Origin of the sequence: Kosakonia radicincitans DSM 16656 (assembly GCF_000280495.2) — a bacterium.
GTDB classification, from domain to species: domain Bacteria; phylum Pseudomonadota; class Gammaproteobacteria; order Enterobacterales; family Enterobacteriaceae; genus Kosakonia; species Kosakonia radicincitans.
Genome location: NZ_CP018016.1, coordinates 4,307,948 through 4,323,875, shown reverse-complemented (window position 1 = coordinate 4,323,875; position 15,928 = coordinate 4,307,948). Strand labels below are relative to the sequence as shown.

The window sequence follows — 15,928 nt, the reverse complement described above, 5'->3', positions numbered from 1 at the left end:
GCGCATCGCGAGATGTGCCTTTTTTTATTTGCGAATTCTTACTTTGTACGAGTTTCTGCACGTTGTGGGCTAACAATTGCGCCGGTTTCTTGTCAAAATACGCGCTTACACGCAGCGGGCAACTCTTGCTGCCTGAGATCTAAAGTCACCTACAGCGGAGTGTTGTTACACCATGATGGACAATTTACGCGCGGCGGCGAATCACGTCGTGCTCAAGATCATTCTGGGTTTGATTATCGTGTCATTCATTTTGACTGGCGTGGGTAACTACCTGATTGGCGGTAACAATAATTATGCCGCAGAAGTTAACGGTCAGGAAATTAGCCGTTCGCAGTTTGAAAATGCGGTGACCAGCGAGCGCAATCGTATGGCGCAGCAGTTGGGCGATCAGTTCTCTGAACTGGCTGCCAACGAAAACTATATGAAATCCGTGCGCCAGCAAGTGCTCAATCGCATGATTGATGAAGCGTTGCTGGACCAGTACGCCAAAAAGTTGAACCTCGGCATTAGCGACGAGCAGGTGAAGAAAGCCATTTTTTCCACTCAGGCTTTCCAGGCTAACGGCAAATTCGACAACAACCGCTTTAATGCCATCGTTAATCAGATGGGCATGAGCGCCGATCAGTACGCGCAGGCGCTGCGTAACCAGTTAACCTCCCAGCAGCTCATCAACGCTGTTGCCGGTACTGATTTTATGCTTAAAGGCGAGACCGACGAGCTGGCGGCGCTGGTTGCCCAGCAGCGCGTTGTTCGCCAGGCGGTGATCGATGTGAACGCACTGGCGGCGAAGCAGACAGCCAGCGATGACGAAGTTACTAGCTACTACGATCAAAACAAGAGTCGTTTCATCGCGCCGGAGCAGTTCCGCGTAAGCTACATCAAACTTGATGCTACTGCGATGCAGGAAAATGCCACCGATGCAGAGATTCAGGCTTACTACGATCAGCATCAGGATCAGTTCACCCAGCCGCAGCGCAACCGCTACAGCGTCATCCAGACGAAAACAGAAGACGACGCGAAAGCCGTGCTTGATGAGCTGAATAAAGGCGCTGATTTCGCCACCGTCGCGAAAGCGAAATCCACCGACATTATCTCTGCCCGCAACGGCGGCGATATGGGCTGGCTGGAAGAGGGCACCACGCCGGATGAACTGAAAAATGCTGGCCTGAAAGAGAAGGGCCAGCTTTCCGGCGTTATCAAATCTTCTGTGGGTTTCCTGGTTGCGCGTCTTGACGATATCCAGCCTGCGCAGGTGAAACCGCTCAGCGAAGTGCATGATGAACTGGCTGCAAAAGTGAAACAGGAAAAAGCGCTGGACGCCTGGTATGCATTGCAACAGAAAGTGAGCGAAGCGGCGAGCAACGATAACGAATCTCTGGCTGGTGCAGAACAGGCCGCAGGGGCGAAAGCAGTGCAAACGGGATGGTTCAGTCGCGACACTCTGCCGGAAGAACTGAACTTCAAACCGGTGAGCGACGCGATTTTCAATGGTGGTCTGGTGGGGCAGAACGGCGCGCCGGGCAGCAACTCCGATATCATCACCGTTGATGGCGATCGCGCGTTTGTACTACGTATCACCGATCACAAAGCGGAAGCCATCAAACCGCTGGCTGAAGTGAAAACGCAGGTTACCGACATTGTGAAGCACAACAAGGCTGAGCAACAGGCGAAGCTGGATGCTGAAAAACTGGTGACTGAGCTGAAAGCGGGCAAAGGTGACGATGCGCTGAAAGCCGCAGGCCTGAGCTTTGGCGCGGCGAAAACTCTGGCGCGTACAAGTCAGGATCCAGTAAGTCAGGCTGCATTTAATCTGCCGCTGCCGGAAAAAGATAAACCGTCTTTCGGCTCGACGACCGATCAGCAGGGTAACGTTGTGGTTCTGGCGCTGGACGAAGTAAAAGCAGGAACCATGCCGGATGCACAGAAAGAAGCGATGGTTAAAGGCATCACGCAGAACAACGCACAGATCGCTTTTGAAGCGCTGATGAGCAACCTGCGCAAAGAAGCCAAAATCAAACTCGGCACGATCGCTGAACAACAGTAACGGGTAAAGGCGCGAAGCGTCTCCCAAAAAAAGCAAAATTTTGCAAATCACAAAGGCCGCTTTCGCGGCCTTTTCCATTTCTGCGTTTTGCCCTTTGCCCATATTCCGGCTTCTGTTTATCGTTGCCTCACATTGAAAACAAAGGAGAAAACAGCATGAAACATGGAATCAAAGCCCTGATTATTACTCTGAGCATCGCCTGCTCGTCGCTGAGTTACAGCGCGCTGGCCGCCCCGGTAACCGCAGAGAAAGCGCCGCTCTCGTTGAACAAAAGTGAAAACGCATCCGCAGGAAAAGCAAAAGTACAGGATATGGCAACCAACGCTGATGAGGGGGACGGCACGCGGGTAAGTATTAACAGTGCCAGTGCGGAAGAGCTCGCCCAGGTGATGAGCGGTGTCGGCATCAAGAAAGCCCAGGCGATAGTCAGTTATCGCGATGAGTACGGCCCGTTTAAAACGCTCGACGATCTCAAGCAGGTGCCAGGTATGGGCGGTACGCTGGTGGAACGTAATCTGGCGCACTTGAAACTGTAAGGCGCTTGCGTAGTCGCTAATCTTTGCCAGAATAGAGAGGTCATACCAGTTATGATCTCTCTGTCCCTATAACAATAAACGGTAAAGGTTAAAGCGCTATGCAGACACAAATCAAAGTTCGTGGTTTTCATCTCGATGTTTACCAGCACGTGAATAATGCTCGCTATCTGGAGTTTCTCGAAGAGGCTCGCTGGGACGGGCTTGAGAATAACGACAGCTTTAAATGGATGACGGCCAATAACATTGCTTTCGTGGTGGTGAACATCAATATCAACTATCGCCGTCCGGCGGTGCTCGGTGATTTGCTTACCGTCACCAGCCATGTAAAGCAGATCAACGGTAAAAGCGGCGTTTTAAGCCAGGTCGTCACGCTGGAACCGGAAGGACAGGTAGTCGCTGATGCGCTGGTGACATTTGTCTGCATCGACCTGAAAAGCCAGAAGGCGCTGGCATTAGAAGGGGAACTGCGGGAAAAACTGGAGAAGATGATCCGCGCAGGCGATTAATATTAAAAACGGGCTGGCGAAAACCGTCAAAGACAAATCGCTGCCCGACAAGATTGCAGACCGGATGAGCGTTAGCGCCCATCCGGCACAGATCCCGGAGAGTGTCTTTTATTTCAATCCGGTCTTCTGTTTCATGGCTGCCATTACGCCGCTTTTATCCGCGAGGTAATGTTGCAGGCCGTTGGCGCGCAGGTTGCAGGCTGCACAATGGCCGCAGCCATCGCCTTTAATACCGTTATAGCAGGTCAGCGTTTCGCTGCGCACCAGATCCAGTTTGCCCCAGTAATCCGCCAGCGCCCAGGTTTCGGCTTTATCGATCCACATCAGCGGGGTTTCAAAGCGGATATCTTTCGCCAGGCCAAGATTGACCGCATGGTTAAGTGCCTTAACAAACTCATCGCGGCAATCCGGGTAACCGGAAAAATCGGTTTCACAAACGCCAGTGATCACGGCTTCTGCCTGCACCTGATATGCATACACCGCCGCCAGCGTCAGAAACAGAATATTACGCCCAGGCACGAAAGTATTTGGAATACCGGTGGCATCAGGCTCGTAGTCCGGCACCGGAATGCTGTCGCGTGTCAGGCTGCTGACCGCCAGTTCATTGAGCAGGGTGACATCCAGCACTTTGTGGGCACGGGCACCCAGCGTTAACGCCAGTTCGCGGGCAACATCGATCTCTGCGCGGTGGCGCTGGCCGTAATCAAAGGTGACGCAATGCACTTCGTCATACTGCTGCAATGCCTGCACCAGGCAAGTTGTGGAGTCTTGTCCGCCACTGAACACGACAACGGCACGTTTCATAATTCTTCCTGACAATCGCGAATAAAACGCTATGGTAGCGCGTGCCGCTGACAGCGACCAGCTTCTTCACCGCGCCGGGGCGGGAAGCCACGCTTCGGCAAAGTCAAACCAGCCGCGCGTATTCAGATGGATCCCTTCCACGCCTGGCGGTGCGCTGATACGGTACTGGTAATTAAACAGCGGTGTGAGTGTGGCATTATCCATCAGGGTATCGAACACATCATGCAGCGCCTGGTAACGCTCCTGCTCATTCACCTGGCGCTGCACGGCATCCAGCGTTGCCTGCAAATGCGCGAACTGCGGCGCACTAAGCAGGTTGGGCCATAGCGGGTCGCAACGTATCCACTGCTCAAGAGTATATTCCGGTGTTTCGCCAATCAGCCTGTCTCCCATCATCAGATCGGCAGTCGCAAGCTGGGGGCAGCCATCCCAGTTTTTGCCGTCGTGGAAAATAACTGTCAGTTCACAACCGAGCGTGGCGAGATAAAGCCTGAGTTGCTCCGCCATGATGTGTAGTTCCACCGGTAAATGGTAGAGCAGGGTGAGTTTTGCTGGCAGCGGAACCTGTTCGGCTGGCCATTCAGGCATTTGCCAGCCGGGTAAGAGCTCACGGCTGGGAGTGATCAGATTCTCGTCAAGCGGCAACGTCTGCACCAGCGAAGTGTGATGGATAATCTGTACCAGACGGCGTGACTGCGCCGGGCTCAGGCGCGCGCCTGGCCGCTGGGCAAGATAACAAAACCCAAGGCTGATGCCGTTACTGACGGGTTGCAGGTGACGAAGCTCATCCGGCTCGCCAATGGCAATTTGCACCGGATGCCGGCAACTGGTGCCTAAATCCTGCTCAAACAACTGTGGCGTGATCCAGAACTCTACCGCCTTCAGGAATGGGTGCCCAAGATGATAGTGGTCGTGACTCTCCAGCCGGACCAGTTCGCGGCTGTACGTGACCAGGCGAAACGGCCCGGTACCAACCATGGGCTGCTGCGGATGTGCCAGACGGCTGCCGTAACTGGCAAGGCGGTACGGCAGCCAGAAATCCGGGCGGTGCAGTTTGAATGTCAGACACCAGGGATGCGTAATTTCAATGCTCGCGACGCTGGAAAATAACTTTTGCAACGCAGGCAATTGCAGCAGCCGTTGCAGGCTCTCCTGTAACTGCACAGCCGTGACGGTATCGCCGTTATGCCAGTGCAGCGTGGCATGCAAATGGAATCGCCAACACAAGCCGTCTGCGCTCACATCCCAGTGATGCGCCAAATCGCCCTGCGGTTGAATGCTGTGGCTGACAAAGCGGGTCAGGCCGCTGAAGATCTGCCCGACAAGATGCTGTTCCGCGCGTCCGGGAAGAAAACCCGGAACAAGGGGATCAAGCGGGCGATAGTAGGGAATGCGCAGGGTTGGCGTTTCGTTTTGCCACAAGCCGCCGAGAAACGGATTCAGCAATGTGCGCAGATCATCCGGTGCAATTTGCGCCAGCGCCAACGCGTTCTGCTGCTGACCGGTATTGAGAGCCTGTTCGAGCATCTCACTGCGTATCGATTCCGGCGCGATCAGCAACTGCAACTCGCCGCGTTTACCCCGTCCGGATTGCGATTGCCAGCGTAGCCAGCCAGCGTCCTGCATCTGGCGCAGCAGCGTGCGCATATGCCGCTCGCTGCAAAAACAGTACGCCGCCAGCTCCGTTACGCTGGCAGATTGTGTTTCCCCGGCAGAGATCTGCCACAGGCGTTGGTACTGATTGAGCCGATTGAGGAGTCGCATAAACCCGGAACAATATTTGTCATCTATTCACTATTACTTCCGTATATCTCACGTAATACTGGAACGCAACTGTGAATGAAACATAACCGGAGAAAAGATGATGGCGCGTTTGGCTGCTTTTGACATGGACGGCACCCTGTTAATGCCTGACCACCGCTTAGGCGAGCAAACGGTCAATGCGCTTCAGCGTCTGCGCGAACGGGATATCACCCTGACTTTTGCGACCGGGCGGCACGCGCTGGAGATGCGTAGCCTTATCAGTAGCCTGGCGCTGGATGCTTTTTTAATAACCGGTAACGGAACGCGCATCCATTCGCAGGAAGGCGAGCTACTGTTCCGTCAGGATCTGAACCCGGAAGTGGCGGAGCTTGTTCTGCACAGCACATGGGATACCCGCGCGACCGTTCACGTATTCAATGATTCCGGCTGGTTGACGGATAACGCGCTGCCAGAGTTGCTGCAAGCTCATCTGCTCAGCGGTTTTACCTACCAACTGGCCGATCTCAGGCGCTTACCGGCTCACGAGGTGACCAAAATTTGTTTTGTTGGCGATCATGACGATCTCTGCCGCCTGCGGATTCAACTGAATGAGGCGCTGGGAGCGCGCGCGCACTTGTGTTTTTCTGCCACCGATTGTCTGGAAATCCTGCCGCCAGGCTGTAACAAAGGTTCCGCGCTGGCGGCGCTGAGCCTGTCGCTGGGGCTGACATTGCAGGATTGCATGGCGTTTGGCGACGCGATGAATGACAGAGAGATGCTTGAAAGCGTGGGGCACGGCATGATCATGGGCAACGCCATGCCGCAGTTACGGGAAGCGCTGCCGCATTTACCGGTTATCGGACACTGCCGGAATCAGGCAGTATCACACTTTTTGCTGCACTGGCTGGACACACCTAATCTTCCTTATTCCCCCGAATGAAAAAGATTTTTCCAGCAAGCCGGGTTTTTACCCGGCTTTTTTTATGCCGTCAGACGGGCGATTTCCGCGCGCCAGGGATCGATATCGCCGATGTTTGTCGCCACCCATTGCGGATTGTAGTAGGTTTCCAGATACCGCTCGCCGCTGTCGCACAGTAGCGTCACGATAGAACCGCTGCGTCCTTCGTCGCACATCCGCGCGGCAAGCTGTAGCGCGCCCCACATATTAGTGCCGGTAGAGGCACCCACTTTGCGACCGATTTGCGTTTCCAGCCACTGCGCCGTTGCCACACTGGCGGCATCGGGAACCCGCAACATCTCATCCACTACGTCGGCAATAAAAGAAGGTTCCACGCGCGGACGGCCAATCCCTTCGATTTTGCTGCCTGTCGTGCTGCGCAGGCTGGCGTCGCGCTGCTGCCAGTAATCAAGAAACACCGAGTTTTCCGGGTCCACCACCATCAACTGCGTGCCGTAGCCCTGGCTGCGAATATAGCGGCCAATCGTCGCAGAGGTGCCGCCGGTGCCTGCGCTCATCACAATGTAATCCGGCACCGGATGCGGCTCATTTTTCATCTGACGGAAGATGCTGTCGGCAATATTGTTGTTGCCGCGCCAGTCGGTTGCACGTTCAGCAAACGTGAACTGATCCATATAATGTCCGTTCAGTTCTTTTGCCAGCCGTTCCGATTCCGCATAGATCTCACAGGCGCTGTCAACAAAATGGCAGCGGCCGCCATAAAACTCGATCTGCTCGATTTTGCGTTTAGCGGTGCAGTAAGGCATAACCGCGATAAAGGGCAGCCCCAGCAACCGCGCGAACCAAGCTTCGGAGACGGCAGTTGAACCGGAGGAGGCCTCAATAATGGTCGTGCCTTCTTTGATCCAGCCGTTACACAAACCATACAGGAACAATGAGCGCGCCAGCCGGTGTTTCAGGCTACCTGTAGGGTGCGTGCTTTCATCTTTCAGGTAGAGATTGATCCCCGGAAAAGCTGGCAGCATCAGGCGAATAAGGTGCGTATCCGCAGAACGCTGTGCATCGGCGTTAATTTCATTGATAGCGTATTTGACCCAACTGCAATTCATGGCGGTTATCCGTTTGTCATTTTGTGCCCAGTCTAGCGAAAGCAAAAGAAAAAAGGGTTGCCATTTAGCCTTTGTATTAGACTATAAAGAGAAAAATTTTCTTCAGGATTACCGAATGTTAGATAAAATTGACCGCAAGCTGCTCTCCCTGCTGCAACAGGATTGTTCGCTCTCTTTGCAGACGCTGGCAGATGCCGTTAATCTGACCACCACTCCCTGCTGGAAACGTCTGAAGCGGCTGGAAGACGACGGGATTTTGCTCGGTCGTGTTGCCGTGCTGGATGCTGAAAAACTGGGGCTGAATTTGACCGCCTTCGTGCTGATTAAAACCCAGCACCACAGTAGCGACTGGTATTGCCGCTTTGTCAGCGAAGTGACGCAAATGCCGGAAGTGCTCGGTTTCTGGCGTATGGCGGGAGAGTATGATTATCTGCTGCGCGTGCAGGTGGCAGATATGAAACGCTATGATGACTTTTATAAGAAGCTGGTGAACAGCGTGCCGGGGCTATCAGATGTCACTTCTAGCTTCGCCATGGAACAGATAAAATACACCACGGCTTTACCCATAGAATAACGCTCAGGCTAAACCAACAGCCGGAAAATCACCTTCAGGATATAACCGCGTGCGATTATTTGCCCAGTTAGGCTGGTACTTTCGCCGGGAGTGGCAACGCTACCTCGGTGCAGTGGCCTTACTTATCATTATTGCTATTCTGCAACTCATTCCGCCCAAAGTGGTGGGGGTGATTGTCGATGGCGTAACCGAACAGCATTACACCACATCACAGGTGTGGATGTGGATTGGCGCACTGGTCGCGGTCGCGGTCGTCACCTATCTGCTGCGTTATGTCTGGCGCGTCTGGTTGTTCGGCGCTTCTTATCAACTGGCCGTGGAGCTGCGTGAAGATTTCTATCGGCAGTTGAGCCGCCAGCATCCGGAGTTTTACCTGCGTCACCGTACCGGTGATTTAATGGCGCGAGCAACGAACGACGTCGATCGCGTCGTGTTTGCTGCCGGTGAAGGCGTATTGACGTTAGTGGATTCGCTGGTGATGGGTTGCGTGGTGCTGGTGGTGATGTCGACGCAAATTAGCTGGCAATTAACGTTGCTGTCGCTGCTACCGATGCCGATTATGGCGCTGGTTATCAAGCGTTACGGCGATCAGTTGCACCAGCGTTTTAAGTTAGCGCAGGCGGCATTCTCCGCGCTTAACGATCGCACGCAGGAGAGCATGACCAGTATCCGCATGATCAAAGCCTTCGGTCTGGAGGATCGCCAGTCGGCGCTGTTTGCGGCGGAAGCCGCCGACACCGGGGCGAAAAATATGCGCGTCGCCCGTGTTGATGCGCGTTTTGATCCAACCATTTACATTGCGATTGGCCTGGCGAATATGCTGGCGATTGGCGGCGGTAGCTGGATGATTGTCCACGGTACGCTGACGCTCGGTCAGCTCACCAGTTTTGCCATGTATCTGGGGCTGATGATTTGGCCGATGCTGGCGCTGGCGTGGATGTTTAATATCGTGGAGCGCGGAAGTGCGGCATACAGCCGTATTCGCGACATGCTGGCAGAAGCGCCGGTAGTGAATGACGGCAGTGAGCCGGTGCCGGAAGGACGCGGCAATCTGACTATCGCTATCCGTGAATTTCGCTATCCGCAAACGGAAACTGCCGTACTGAATAATGTTAACGTGCTGCTGACGCCGGGCCAGATGCTGGGCATCTGCGGGCCGACCGGTGCCGGGAAAACCACCTTGCTGGCGTTAATTCAGCGCCATTTTGACGTCGGGCAGGGCGATATTCGTTTCCACAATATTCCCCTTCAGCAATTGAAGCTGGATGCCTGGCGCAGCCGTCTGGCAGTGGTGAATCAGACGCCGTTCCTCTTCTCCGATACGGTGGGCAACAACATTGCGTTAGGCAAACCCGGCGCAACGCAGGAAGAGATTGAACACGTGGCGAAGCTTGCCAGCGTGCATGACGACATTCTGCGTCTGCCGCAGGGCTACGATACGGAAGTGGGCGAGCGCGGCGTGATGCTTTCCGGCGGTCAAAAACAGCGCATTTCGATTGCACGCGCGCTGCTGCTCAATGCCGAGATCCTGATCCTGGATGATGCGCTGTCGGCCGTTGACGGTCGCACCGAACATCAAATTTTGCATAACCTGCGCCAGTGGGGCGAAGGGCGCACAGTCATTATCAGCGCGCATCGCCTGTCGGCGCTGACGGAAGCCAGTGAGATTTTAGTCATGCAGCATGGACATATTGCCCAGCGTGGCCAGCATGAGCAGCTTGCGCGCCTGCCGGGCTGGTATCGCGATATGTATCGCTACCAGCAACTGGAAGCTGCGTTGAATGACGTACCGCAGGAGGCCGCCGATGCGTAATCTCGCACGACAATGGCCGACGCTGAAACGCCTGCTGGTGTATGGCAAACCGTGGCGCAAATCGTTAATCAAAGCGGTGATGATGCTGTGGGTTGCGGCGATTGCGGAAGTCTCCGGTCCGGCGCTGATCAGCTACTTTATCGATAACATGGTGGCGAAAAGCTACCTGCCACTTGCGCTGGTCGCCGGTCTGGCTGCGGTTTATGTCGGCCTGCAACTGCTGGCGGCGCTGCTGCACTACAGTCAGTCGCTGCTGTTTAATCAGGCGGCGGTCGGCGTGGTACAACAACTGCGTACCGATGTGATGGACGCCGCGCTGCGCCAGCCGCTAAGCGAATTTGATACCCAGCCGGTCGGGCAGATTATCTCCCGCGTGACCAACGACACCGAAGTGATCCGCGATCTTTATGTCACAGTGGTCGCGACGGTGCTGCGCAGCGCCGCGTTGATTGGCGCGATGCTGGTCGCCATGTTCAGCCTGGACTGGCGGATGGCGCTGGTGGCGATGGCGATTTTCCCCGCGGTGCTGATTGTCATGCTGATCTATCAGCGTTACAGCACGCCGATTGTGCGCCGGATGCGTGCCTACCTTGCTGATATTAACGATGGCTTTAACGAAATCATTAACGGCATGGGCGTGATTCAGCAGTTCCGCCAGCAGGCGCGTTTTGGTGAACGTATGGGCGATGCCAGCCGTTCCCACTATCTTGCGCGCATGCAAACTCTGCGGCTGGATGGCTTTCTGCTGCGCCCGCTGCTGAGTCTTTTCTCGGCGCTGGTGCTGTGCGGGTTGCTGATGCTGTTTGGCTTTTCCTCCGTGGGTACGGTGGAAGTCGGCGTACTGTACGCGTTTATCAGCTACCTTGGCCGTCTGAATGAACCGTTGATTGAGCTGACGACGCAGCAATCGATGTTGCAGCAGGCAGTTGTCGCGGGCGAACGGGTGTTCGAACTGATGGATCGGCCGCGCCAGTCTTATGGTTACGATGATACGCCGCTGCACAGTGGCGCCATTGATATTGAGAATGTTTCGTTTGCCTACCGCGACGATCAACTGGTGCTGCAGGATATTTCGCTATCGGTTGAGCCGCGCAGCTTTGTCGCCTTAGTGGGGCATACCGGCAGCGGGAAAAGTACGCTCGCCAGCCTGTTGATGGGTTACTACCCGCTCACGCAGGGTGAGATACGCCTCGACGAAAGGCCGCTCTCTGCGCTCAGCCATACAGCGCTACGCAAAGGCGTGGCGATGGTGCAACAGGATCCGGTGGTGCTGGCGGACAGCTTTTTCGCCAACGTGACGCTGGGGCGAGATATCAGCGAAGCACAGGTGTGGCAGGCGCTGGAGACGGTACAACTGGCGGAACTGGCGCGCGGTATGAGTGCGGGCATTCATACCCGGCTCGGCGAGCAGGGGAATAATCTCTCGGTTGGGCAAAAACAGCTGCTGGCGCTGGCGCGCGTGCTGGTTGATACGCCACAGATCCTGATCCTCGATGAGGCAACGGCAAATATCGACTCCGGTACCGAGCAGGCAATCCAGCATGCGCTGGCTGCGGTGCGTAAGCAGACCACGCTGGTGGTGATCGCTCACCGTTTATCGACCATTGTTGAGGCGGAAACCATCCTTGTATTACATCGCGGGCAGGCGGTGGAACGCGGGACACACCAGCAATTGTTGGCCGCGAAAGGGCGCTACTGGCAGATGTATCAACTGCAACTGGCAGGGGAAGAACTGGCGGCCAGCTCGCGAGAAGAGTCGCTTATCGCCTGATGCACCAAAATTAGGCATGCTACTGACAGGATCCTCTGTTGGTGCAAAAAAGTAACGCACCATGCACTGTTATGGTGCGTTTTTCTTTTCTGACACCAGGCCGAATCGCGAGCCTGCATTTTCCCCCTTCTGCTTTTCCCGGCCTGTCTGCACTAACAATCTGAAATTCTCCTCGTTTTCATTGTTGGCACACCACTTGCAATATCTGTCATGTGTTAGCTGCGGCCATTATCGAATTTCGACTGGAGGGGGATCTATGAAGCTGGTTACCGTGGTGATTAAACCATTCAAACTCGAAGACGTTCGTGAAGCACTGTCTTCTATTGGTATTCAAGGGCTGACCGTGACTGAAGTTAAAGGTTTCGGGCGTCAGAAAGGTCATGCCGAGCTGTACCGCGGTGCGGAATATAGCGTCAATTTCCTGCCTAAAGTGAAAATTGATGTGGCGATTGCTGATGATCAACTCGATGAAGTTATCGATGTGATCAGCAAAGCGGCCTACACCGGAAAAATTGGCGACGGCAAAATTTTCGTTGCTGAGTTGCAACGCGTCATTCGTATTCGTACCGGCGAAGCCGACGAAGCGGCACTGTAATAGCTGGCCACACAGTGATAGGGATTGGAACAATGAAAAACACAACATTAAAAACAGGTCTTGCTTCACTGGCATTGCTGCCAGGTCTGGCGATGGCGGCTCCCGCTGTAGCAGATAAAGCAGACAACGGCTTTATGATGATTTCTACCGCACTGGTGCTGTTTATGAGCATCCCGGGCATTGCGCTGTTTTACGGCGGCTTGATTCGCGGGAAAAACGTGCTCTCTATGCTGACGCAGGTGGCTGTCACCTTCGCGCTGGTGTGCGTTCTGTGGGTGGTTTACGGCTACTCTCTGGCTTTTGGCGAGGGCAACAGCTTCTTCGGCAGCTTCAACTGGGTAATGTTGAAGAATATTGAACTGACTGCAGTCATGGGCAGCATCTATCAGTATATCCACGTTGCTTTCCAGGGCTCTTTCGCCTGTATTACCGTCGGCCTGATTGTTGGTGCACTGGCTGAACGTATTCGCTTCTCTGCGGTGCTGATTTTCGTGGTGGTATGGCTGACGCTCTCTTATGTGCCAATCGCGCACATGGTATGGGGCGGTGGTCTGCTGGCAGCGCATGGCGCGCTGGACTTCGCTGGCGGTACGGTGGTGCATATTAACGCCGCTGTTGCAGGCCTGGTGGGTGCTTACCTGATTGGTAAACGTGTGGGCTTTGGCAAAGAAGCGTTCAAACCGCATAACCTGCCGATGGTCTTTACCGGCACCGCTATCCTCTATGTCGGTTGGTTCGGCTTCAACGCGGGTTCCGCAAGTGCGGCTAACGAAATCGCCGGTCTGGCCTTTGTGAATACCGTTGTAGCTACTGCTGGTGCAATCCTGGCGTGGGTGTTCGGTGAGTGGGCGCTGCGTGGCAAACCATCTCTGCTGGGTGCATGTTCCGGCGCGATTGCAGGCCTGGTGGGTATTACTCCGGCGTGTGGTTATGTGGGTGTCGGCGGCGCGCTGATTGTGGGCCTGGTTTCAGGTCTGGCAGGCCTGTGGGGCGTTACTGCACTGAAACGTATGCTGCGTGTTGACGATCCGTGTGACGTGTTTGGTGTGCATGGCGTGTGCGGTATCGTCGGCTGTATCCTGACCGGCATCTTTGCCGCAACGTCCCTGGGCGGCGTCGGTTACGCACAAGGCGTGACGATGGGTCAGCAGCTCCTGGTTCAGTTGGAAAGTATCGCACTCACCATCGTGTGGTCCGGCGTCGTGGCCTTCATCGGCTACAAACTGGCTGACATGACTGTGGGCCTGCGTGTACCGGAAGATCAAGAGCGTGAAGGTCTGGATGTTAACAGCCACGGCGAAAACGCCTACAACGCCTGATTGAATTGAGTTATCTCCTGAGCATAAAAAAGCCTCCTTTCGGAGGCTTTTCCTTTTGTAGAGCCTTAGTTGCGATTGCGCATCACCCCTTCCTGCACGGTTGACGCCACCAGCACGCCCTGTTGCGTATAGAACTCACCGCGTACAAAGCCGCGCGCCCCGGAGGCCGACGTACTTTCCACGCTATAAAGCAGCCATTCATTCATATTGAATGGACGATGGAACCACATCGAGTGGTCAATGGTGGCGACTTGCATACCGTGCTCAAGGAAACCCACACCGTGTGGTTGCAGCGCCACCGGCAGGAAGTTGAAGTCTGAGGCGTAGCCCAGCAGGTATTGATGGACGCGAAAGTCTTCCGGCACCGCGCCGTTTGCGCGGATCCATACCTGGCGCGCAGGCTCGGCAACGTGCCCTTTTAGCGGGTTGTGAAATTCTACCGGTCGGATCTCCAGCGGTTTATCGCTGAGGAATTTCTCTTTCACCAGCGGCGGCAACAAATGGGAGAGTGCACGGGCGATATCGGTTTCGGATTTCAGTGAATCCGGCGCGGGCGCGTCCGGCATCGTTTTTTGGTGTTCGTAACCCGTTTCCGGCGCCTGGAACGAGGCGGTCATATAGAAAATCGGTTTCCCGTTCTGGATCGCCGCCACGCGGCGGGCGCTGAAGCTGTTGCCGTCGCGCAGAACTTCCACGTCATAGACAATCGGTTTCTGGCTATCGCCAGGACGCAAAAAGTAGCTGTGGAAGGAGTGCACCAGTCGCTCGGCGGGGACGGTCTCTTTAGCGGCGTACAGCGCCTGGCCGACAACCTGGCCGCCAAAGACCTGGCGTAACCCTAAATCTTCGCTCTGGCCGCGAAACAGGCCTTCTTCGATTTTTTCCAGATTCAATAATGACAGCAGGTTAGAGAGTGCCTGACTCATAAATTTCCTCAAATAAATAGCGGCTGACTGAGCGAATAACCCGATAAGTATAACCTGGAACAATGAGTGGTCCGATGGGTTCAATAATCTGAATAAATGGGGCTTTGCAGGAATATATCGCGCTTATGTGCCAGACTTGTTCTCGTTACGATGGTTTAACCACCCATCCTGGCAGGCAAGCGTTCTGCCGGTGCATTGAAGATAAGGAGAAATCAATGAAACTCGTGCACATGTTAAGTGGTTTGGCAGTTGCTGTTGCGCTCTCTGCCTGCGCTCAAAAAGGCGCTGACATTCCAACACCAGCACCTAATCCCAGCGCGCCAGCGGCAACCAATAAAGCTGCGATTGCGCAACCTAACGTCTCCGGTACGATCTGGATCCGTCAGAAAGTGGCGCTGCCGCCAAATGCGGTATTAACCGTGACAGTTTCTGATGCGTCCCAGGCGGATGCGCCGTCGAAGGTGCTGGCGCAGAAAGCTGTGCGTACCGAAGGTAAACAGGCTCCGTTCAGCTTCGTGCTGCCGTTTAACCCGGCTGATATCCAGCCGAATGCCCGTATCCTGCTGAGTGCGGCCATTACCATCGACGATAAAATTGTCTTTATCACCGATACGGTTAAACCGGTTATCAATCAGGGCGGAACCAAAGCGGATCTGACGCTGGTGCCGGTGCAGCAAACGGCTGTGCCGTTGCAGCAAAACAGTGGCGCCGCCACGACCGTGCCTTCCACGTCACCCACACAAGTGAACCCGTCTGAAGCCACTCCGGCTCCGACACAGTACTGATAACGGCTCCTCTCCTGCGGGGGAGGAGCGTTTTAGTAGATCCAGCGATAACGTTGTAAATCGATTTGCCCGCTACCTGACACCACCACGCCTTCAGCCAGTAATGCCTGGCGTTGACGCTGTAAATCCGGCCCGGTCAAGGAAATGCAGCCATGACGATTTACCACCCGATGCCACGGTAACGTACTCCCTTCCGGTAAGCGTTTCAGTACGCCGCCCACCTGTCGCGCGGCGCGCGGAGAGCCAGCCAGTTTCGCCACGTCACCATAAGTTGTGACGTAACCTTCCGGTATCGCGGCAACGATTTGCCAGACCCGTTGCGGGAAAGAATCCTGTATATCCATGCTGATATCCTGAGGGAAGTCCTTGCAGCATAAACAGCATAAAGCGTGCTGTGAAGGGACAGTTGCGCAATAAACCAGCATCCGCCCCGGCGCGGCTTGCAATTGCCATCCTGGACAGGGATAATGCGCCAGCGCGTTGA

At 55.0% G+C, this 15,928-nt stretch carries 15 protein-coding genes; 10 read left to right on the top strand and 5 right to left on the bottom strand.

Features of this window, described 5'->3' with window-relative positions:
• Window positions 1-172: 172 nt before the first annotated feature.
• From ppiD to Y71_RS20795, 3 genes are all read left to right on the top strand, one after another.
• Window positions 173-2,044, top strand: coding sequence for a peptidylprolyl isomerase (ppiD, locus tag Y71_RS20805; protein WP_007373542.1), 1,872 nt, complete (start codon window positions 173-175; stop codon window positions 2,042-2,044).
• Between the two features lie 155 nt (window positions 2,045-2,199).
• Window positions 2,200-2,580, top strand: coding sequence for a helix-hairpin-helix domain-containing protein (locus tag Y71_RS20800; RefSeq protein ID WP_007373543.1), 381 nt, complete (start codon window positions 2,200-2,202; stop codon window positions 2,578-2,580).
• Window positions 2,581-2,678: 98 nt separating this feature from the next.
• Window positions 2,679-3,086, top strand: coding sequence for a YbgC/FadM family acyl-CoA thioesterase (locus tag Y71_RS20795; protein ID WP_007373544.1), 408 nt, complete (start codon window positions 2,679-2,681; stop codon window positions 3,084-3,086).
• Between the two features lie 108 nt (window positions 3,087-3,194).
• On the opposite strand, the gene queC is transcribed toward Y71_RS20795, so the two are convergent.
• Window positions 3,195-3,890: a 7-cyano-7-deazaguanine synthase QueC gene (queC, locus tag Y71_RS20790; protein ID WP_007373545.1), complete on the bottom strand. Its 696-nt coding sequence runs from the start codon at window positions 3,888-3,890 to the stop codon at window positions 3,195-3,197.
• Between the two features lie 66 nt (window positions 3,891-3,956).
• Window positions 3,957-5,654 carry an SgrR family transcriptional regulator gene (locus Y71_RS20785; RefSeq protein WP_007373546.1) on the bottom strand — a complete coding sequence of 566 codons (1,698 nt, stop codon included), beginning with the start codon at window positions 5,652-5,654 and terminating at the stop codon, window positions 3,957-3,959.
• Window positions 5,655-5,754: 100 nt separating this feature from the next.
• Between Y71_RS20785 and cof the strand changes: the two genes are divergently transcribed.
• Window positions 5,755-6,573: an HMP-PP phosphatase gene (gene cof, locus Y71_RS20780; protein WP_007373547.1), complete on the top strand. Its 819-nt coding sequence runs from the start codon at window positions 5,755-5,757 to the stop codon at window positions 6,571-6,573.
• Window positions 6,574-6,614: 41 nt separating this feature from the next.
• On the opposite strand, the gene Y71_RS20775 is transcribed toward cof, so the two are convergent.
• Entirely contained in the window at window positions 6,615-7,661 is a 1,047-nt protein-coding gene (locus Y71_RS20775; RefSeq protein ID WP_007373548.1) for a PLP-dependent cysteine synthase family protein, read from the bottom strand.
• A 115-nt stretch (window positions 7,662-7,776) separates the two neighbouring features.
• Here Y71_RS20775 and Y71_RS20770 point away from each other — a divergent pair, with 115 nt between their 5' ends.
• The 5 genes from Y71_RS20770 (at window position 7,777) to amtB (ending at window position 13,733) form a co-directional block, all read left to right on the top strand.
• Window positions 7,777-8,235 carry an Lrp/AsnC family transcriptional regulator gene (locus Y71_RS20770; RefSeq protein ID WP_007373549.1) on the top strand — a complete coding sequence of 153 codons (459 nt, stop codon included), beginning with the start codon at window positions 7,777-7,779 and terminating at the stop codon, window positions 8,233-8,235.
• A 49-nt stretch (window positions 8,236-8,284) separates the two neighbouring features.
• Complete coding sequence (locus Y71_RS20765) at window positions 8,285-10,048, top strand: SmdA family multidrug ABC transporter permease/ATP-binding protein (protein ID WP_007373550.1); 1,764 nt, start codon at window positions 8,285-8,287, stop codon at window positions 10,046-10,048.
• A complete protein-coding gene (locus tag Y71_RS20760) occupies window positions 10,041-11,819 on the top strand; it encodes a SmdB family multidrug efflux ABC transporter permease/ATP-binding protein (RefSeq protein WP_007373551.1) in 1,779 nt (592 codons plus the stop codon). The genes Y71_RS20765 and Y71_RS20760 overlap by 8 nt, the downstream gene beginning before the upstream one ends.
• 256 nt (window positions 11,820-12,075) lie before the next feature.
• Complete coding sequence (gene glnK / locus Y71_RS20755; RefSeq protein ID WP_002891893.1) at window positions 12,076-12,414, top strand: P-II family nitrogen regulator; 339 nt, start codon at window positions 12,076-12,078, stop codon at window positions 12,412-12,414.
• Between the two features lie 32 nt (window positions 12,415-12,446).
• Complete coding sequence (amtB, locus tag Y71_RS20750; RefSeq protein ID WP_007373552.1) at window positions 12,447-13,733, top strand: ammonium transporter AmtB; 1,287 nt, start codon at window positions 12,447-12,449, stop codon at window positions 13,731-13,733.
• 65 nt (window positions 13,734-13,798) lie between these two features.
• Here the strand turns inward: amtB and tesB are convergent, their stop codons facing one another.
• Window positions 13,799-14,659, bottom strand: coding sequence for an acyl-CoA thioesterase II (gene tesB, locus Y71_RS20745; RefSeq protein ID WP_007373553.1), 861 nt, complete (start codon window positions 14,657-14,659; stop codon window positions 13,799-13,801).
• Window positions 14,660-14,874: 215 nt separating this feature from the next.
• Here tesB and Y71_RS20740 point away from each other — a divergent pair, with 215 nt between their 5' ends.
• Window positions 14,875-15,444 (top strand): YbaY family lipoprotein, encoded by a 570-nt coding sequence (locus Y71_RS20740; protein ID WP_007373554.1) that lies wholly within the window; start codon window positions 14,875-14,877, stop codon window positions 15,442-15,444.
• A gap of 32 nt (window positions 15,445-15,476) precedes the next feature.
• Here the strand turns inward: Y71_RS20740 and Y71_RS20735 are convergent, their stop codons facing one another.
• Window positions 15,477-15,788: an MGMT family protein gene (locus Y71_RS20735; protein ID WP_007373555.1), complete on the bottom strand. Its 312-nt coding sequence runs from the start codon at window positions 15,786-15,788 to the stop codon at window positions 15,477-15,479.
• Window positions 15,789-15,928: the final 140 nt, after the last annotated feature.

Excerpts from the sequence above, each read along its gene's own strand:
- ppiD (WP_007373542.1), top strand. The coding sequence starts at position 173 with ATGATGGACAATTTACGCGCGGCGGCGAATCACGTCGTGCTCAAGATC.
- Y71_RS20800 (WP_007373543.1), top strand. The coding sequence starts at position 2,200 with ATGAAACATGGAATCAAAGCCCTGATTATTACTCTGAGCATCGCCTGC.
- Y71_RS20795 (WP_007373544.1), top strand. The coding sequence starts at position 2,679 with ATGCAGACACAAATCAAAGTTCGTGGTTTTCATCTCGATGTTTACCAG.
- queC (WP_007373545.1), bottom strand. The coding sequence starts at position 3,890 with ATGAAACGTGCCGTTGTCGTGTTCAGTGGCGGACAAGACTCCACAACT.
- Y71_RS20785 (WP_007373546.1), bottom strand. The coding sequence starts at position 5,654 with ATGCGACTCCTCAATCGGCTCAATCAGTACCAACGCCTGTGGCAGATC.
- cof (WP_007373547.1), top strand. The coding sequence starts at position 5,755 with ATGGCGCGTTTGGCTGCTTTTGACATGGACGGCACCCTGTTAATGCCT.
- Y71_RS20775 (WP_007373548.1), bottom strand. The coding sequence starts at position 7,661 with ATGAATTGCAGTTGGGTCAAATACGCTATCAATGAAATTAACGCCGAT.
- Y71_RS20770 (WP_007373549.1), top strand. The coding sequence starts at position 7,777 with ATGTTAGATAAAATTGACCGCAAGCTGCTCTCCCTGCTGCAACAGGAT.
- Y71_RS20760 (WP_007373551.1), top strand. The coding sequence starts at position 10,041 with ATGCGTAATCTCGCACGACAATGGCCGACGCTGAAACGCCTGCTGGTG.
- glnK (WP_002891893.1), top strand. The coding sequence starts at position 12,076 with ATGAAGCTGGTTACCGTGGTGATTAAACCATTCAAACTCGAAGACGTT.
- amtB (WP_007373552.1), top strand. The coding sequence starts at position 12,447 with ATGAAAAACACAACATTAAAAACAGGTCTTGCTTCACTGGCATTGCTG.
- tesB (WP_007373553.1), bottom strand. The coding sequence starts at position 14,659 with ATGAGTCAGGCACTCTCTAACCTGCTGTCATTATTGAATCTGGAAAAA.
- Y71_RS20740 (WP_007373554.1), top strand. The coding sequence starts at position 14,875 with ATGAAACTCGTGCACATGTTAAGTGGTTTGGCAGTTGCTGTTGCGCTC.
- Y71_RS20735 (WP_007373555.1), bottom strand. The coding sequence starts at position 15,788 with ATGGATATACAGGATTCTTTCCCGCAACGGGTCTGGCAAATCGTTGCC.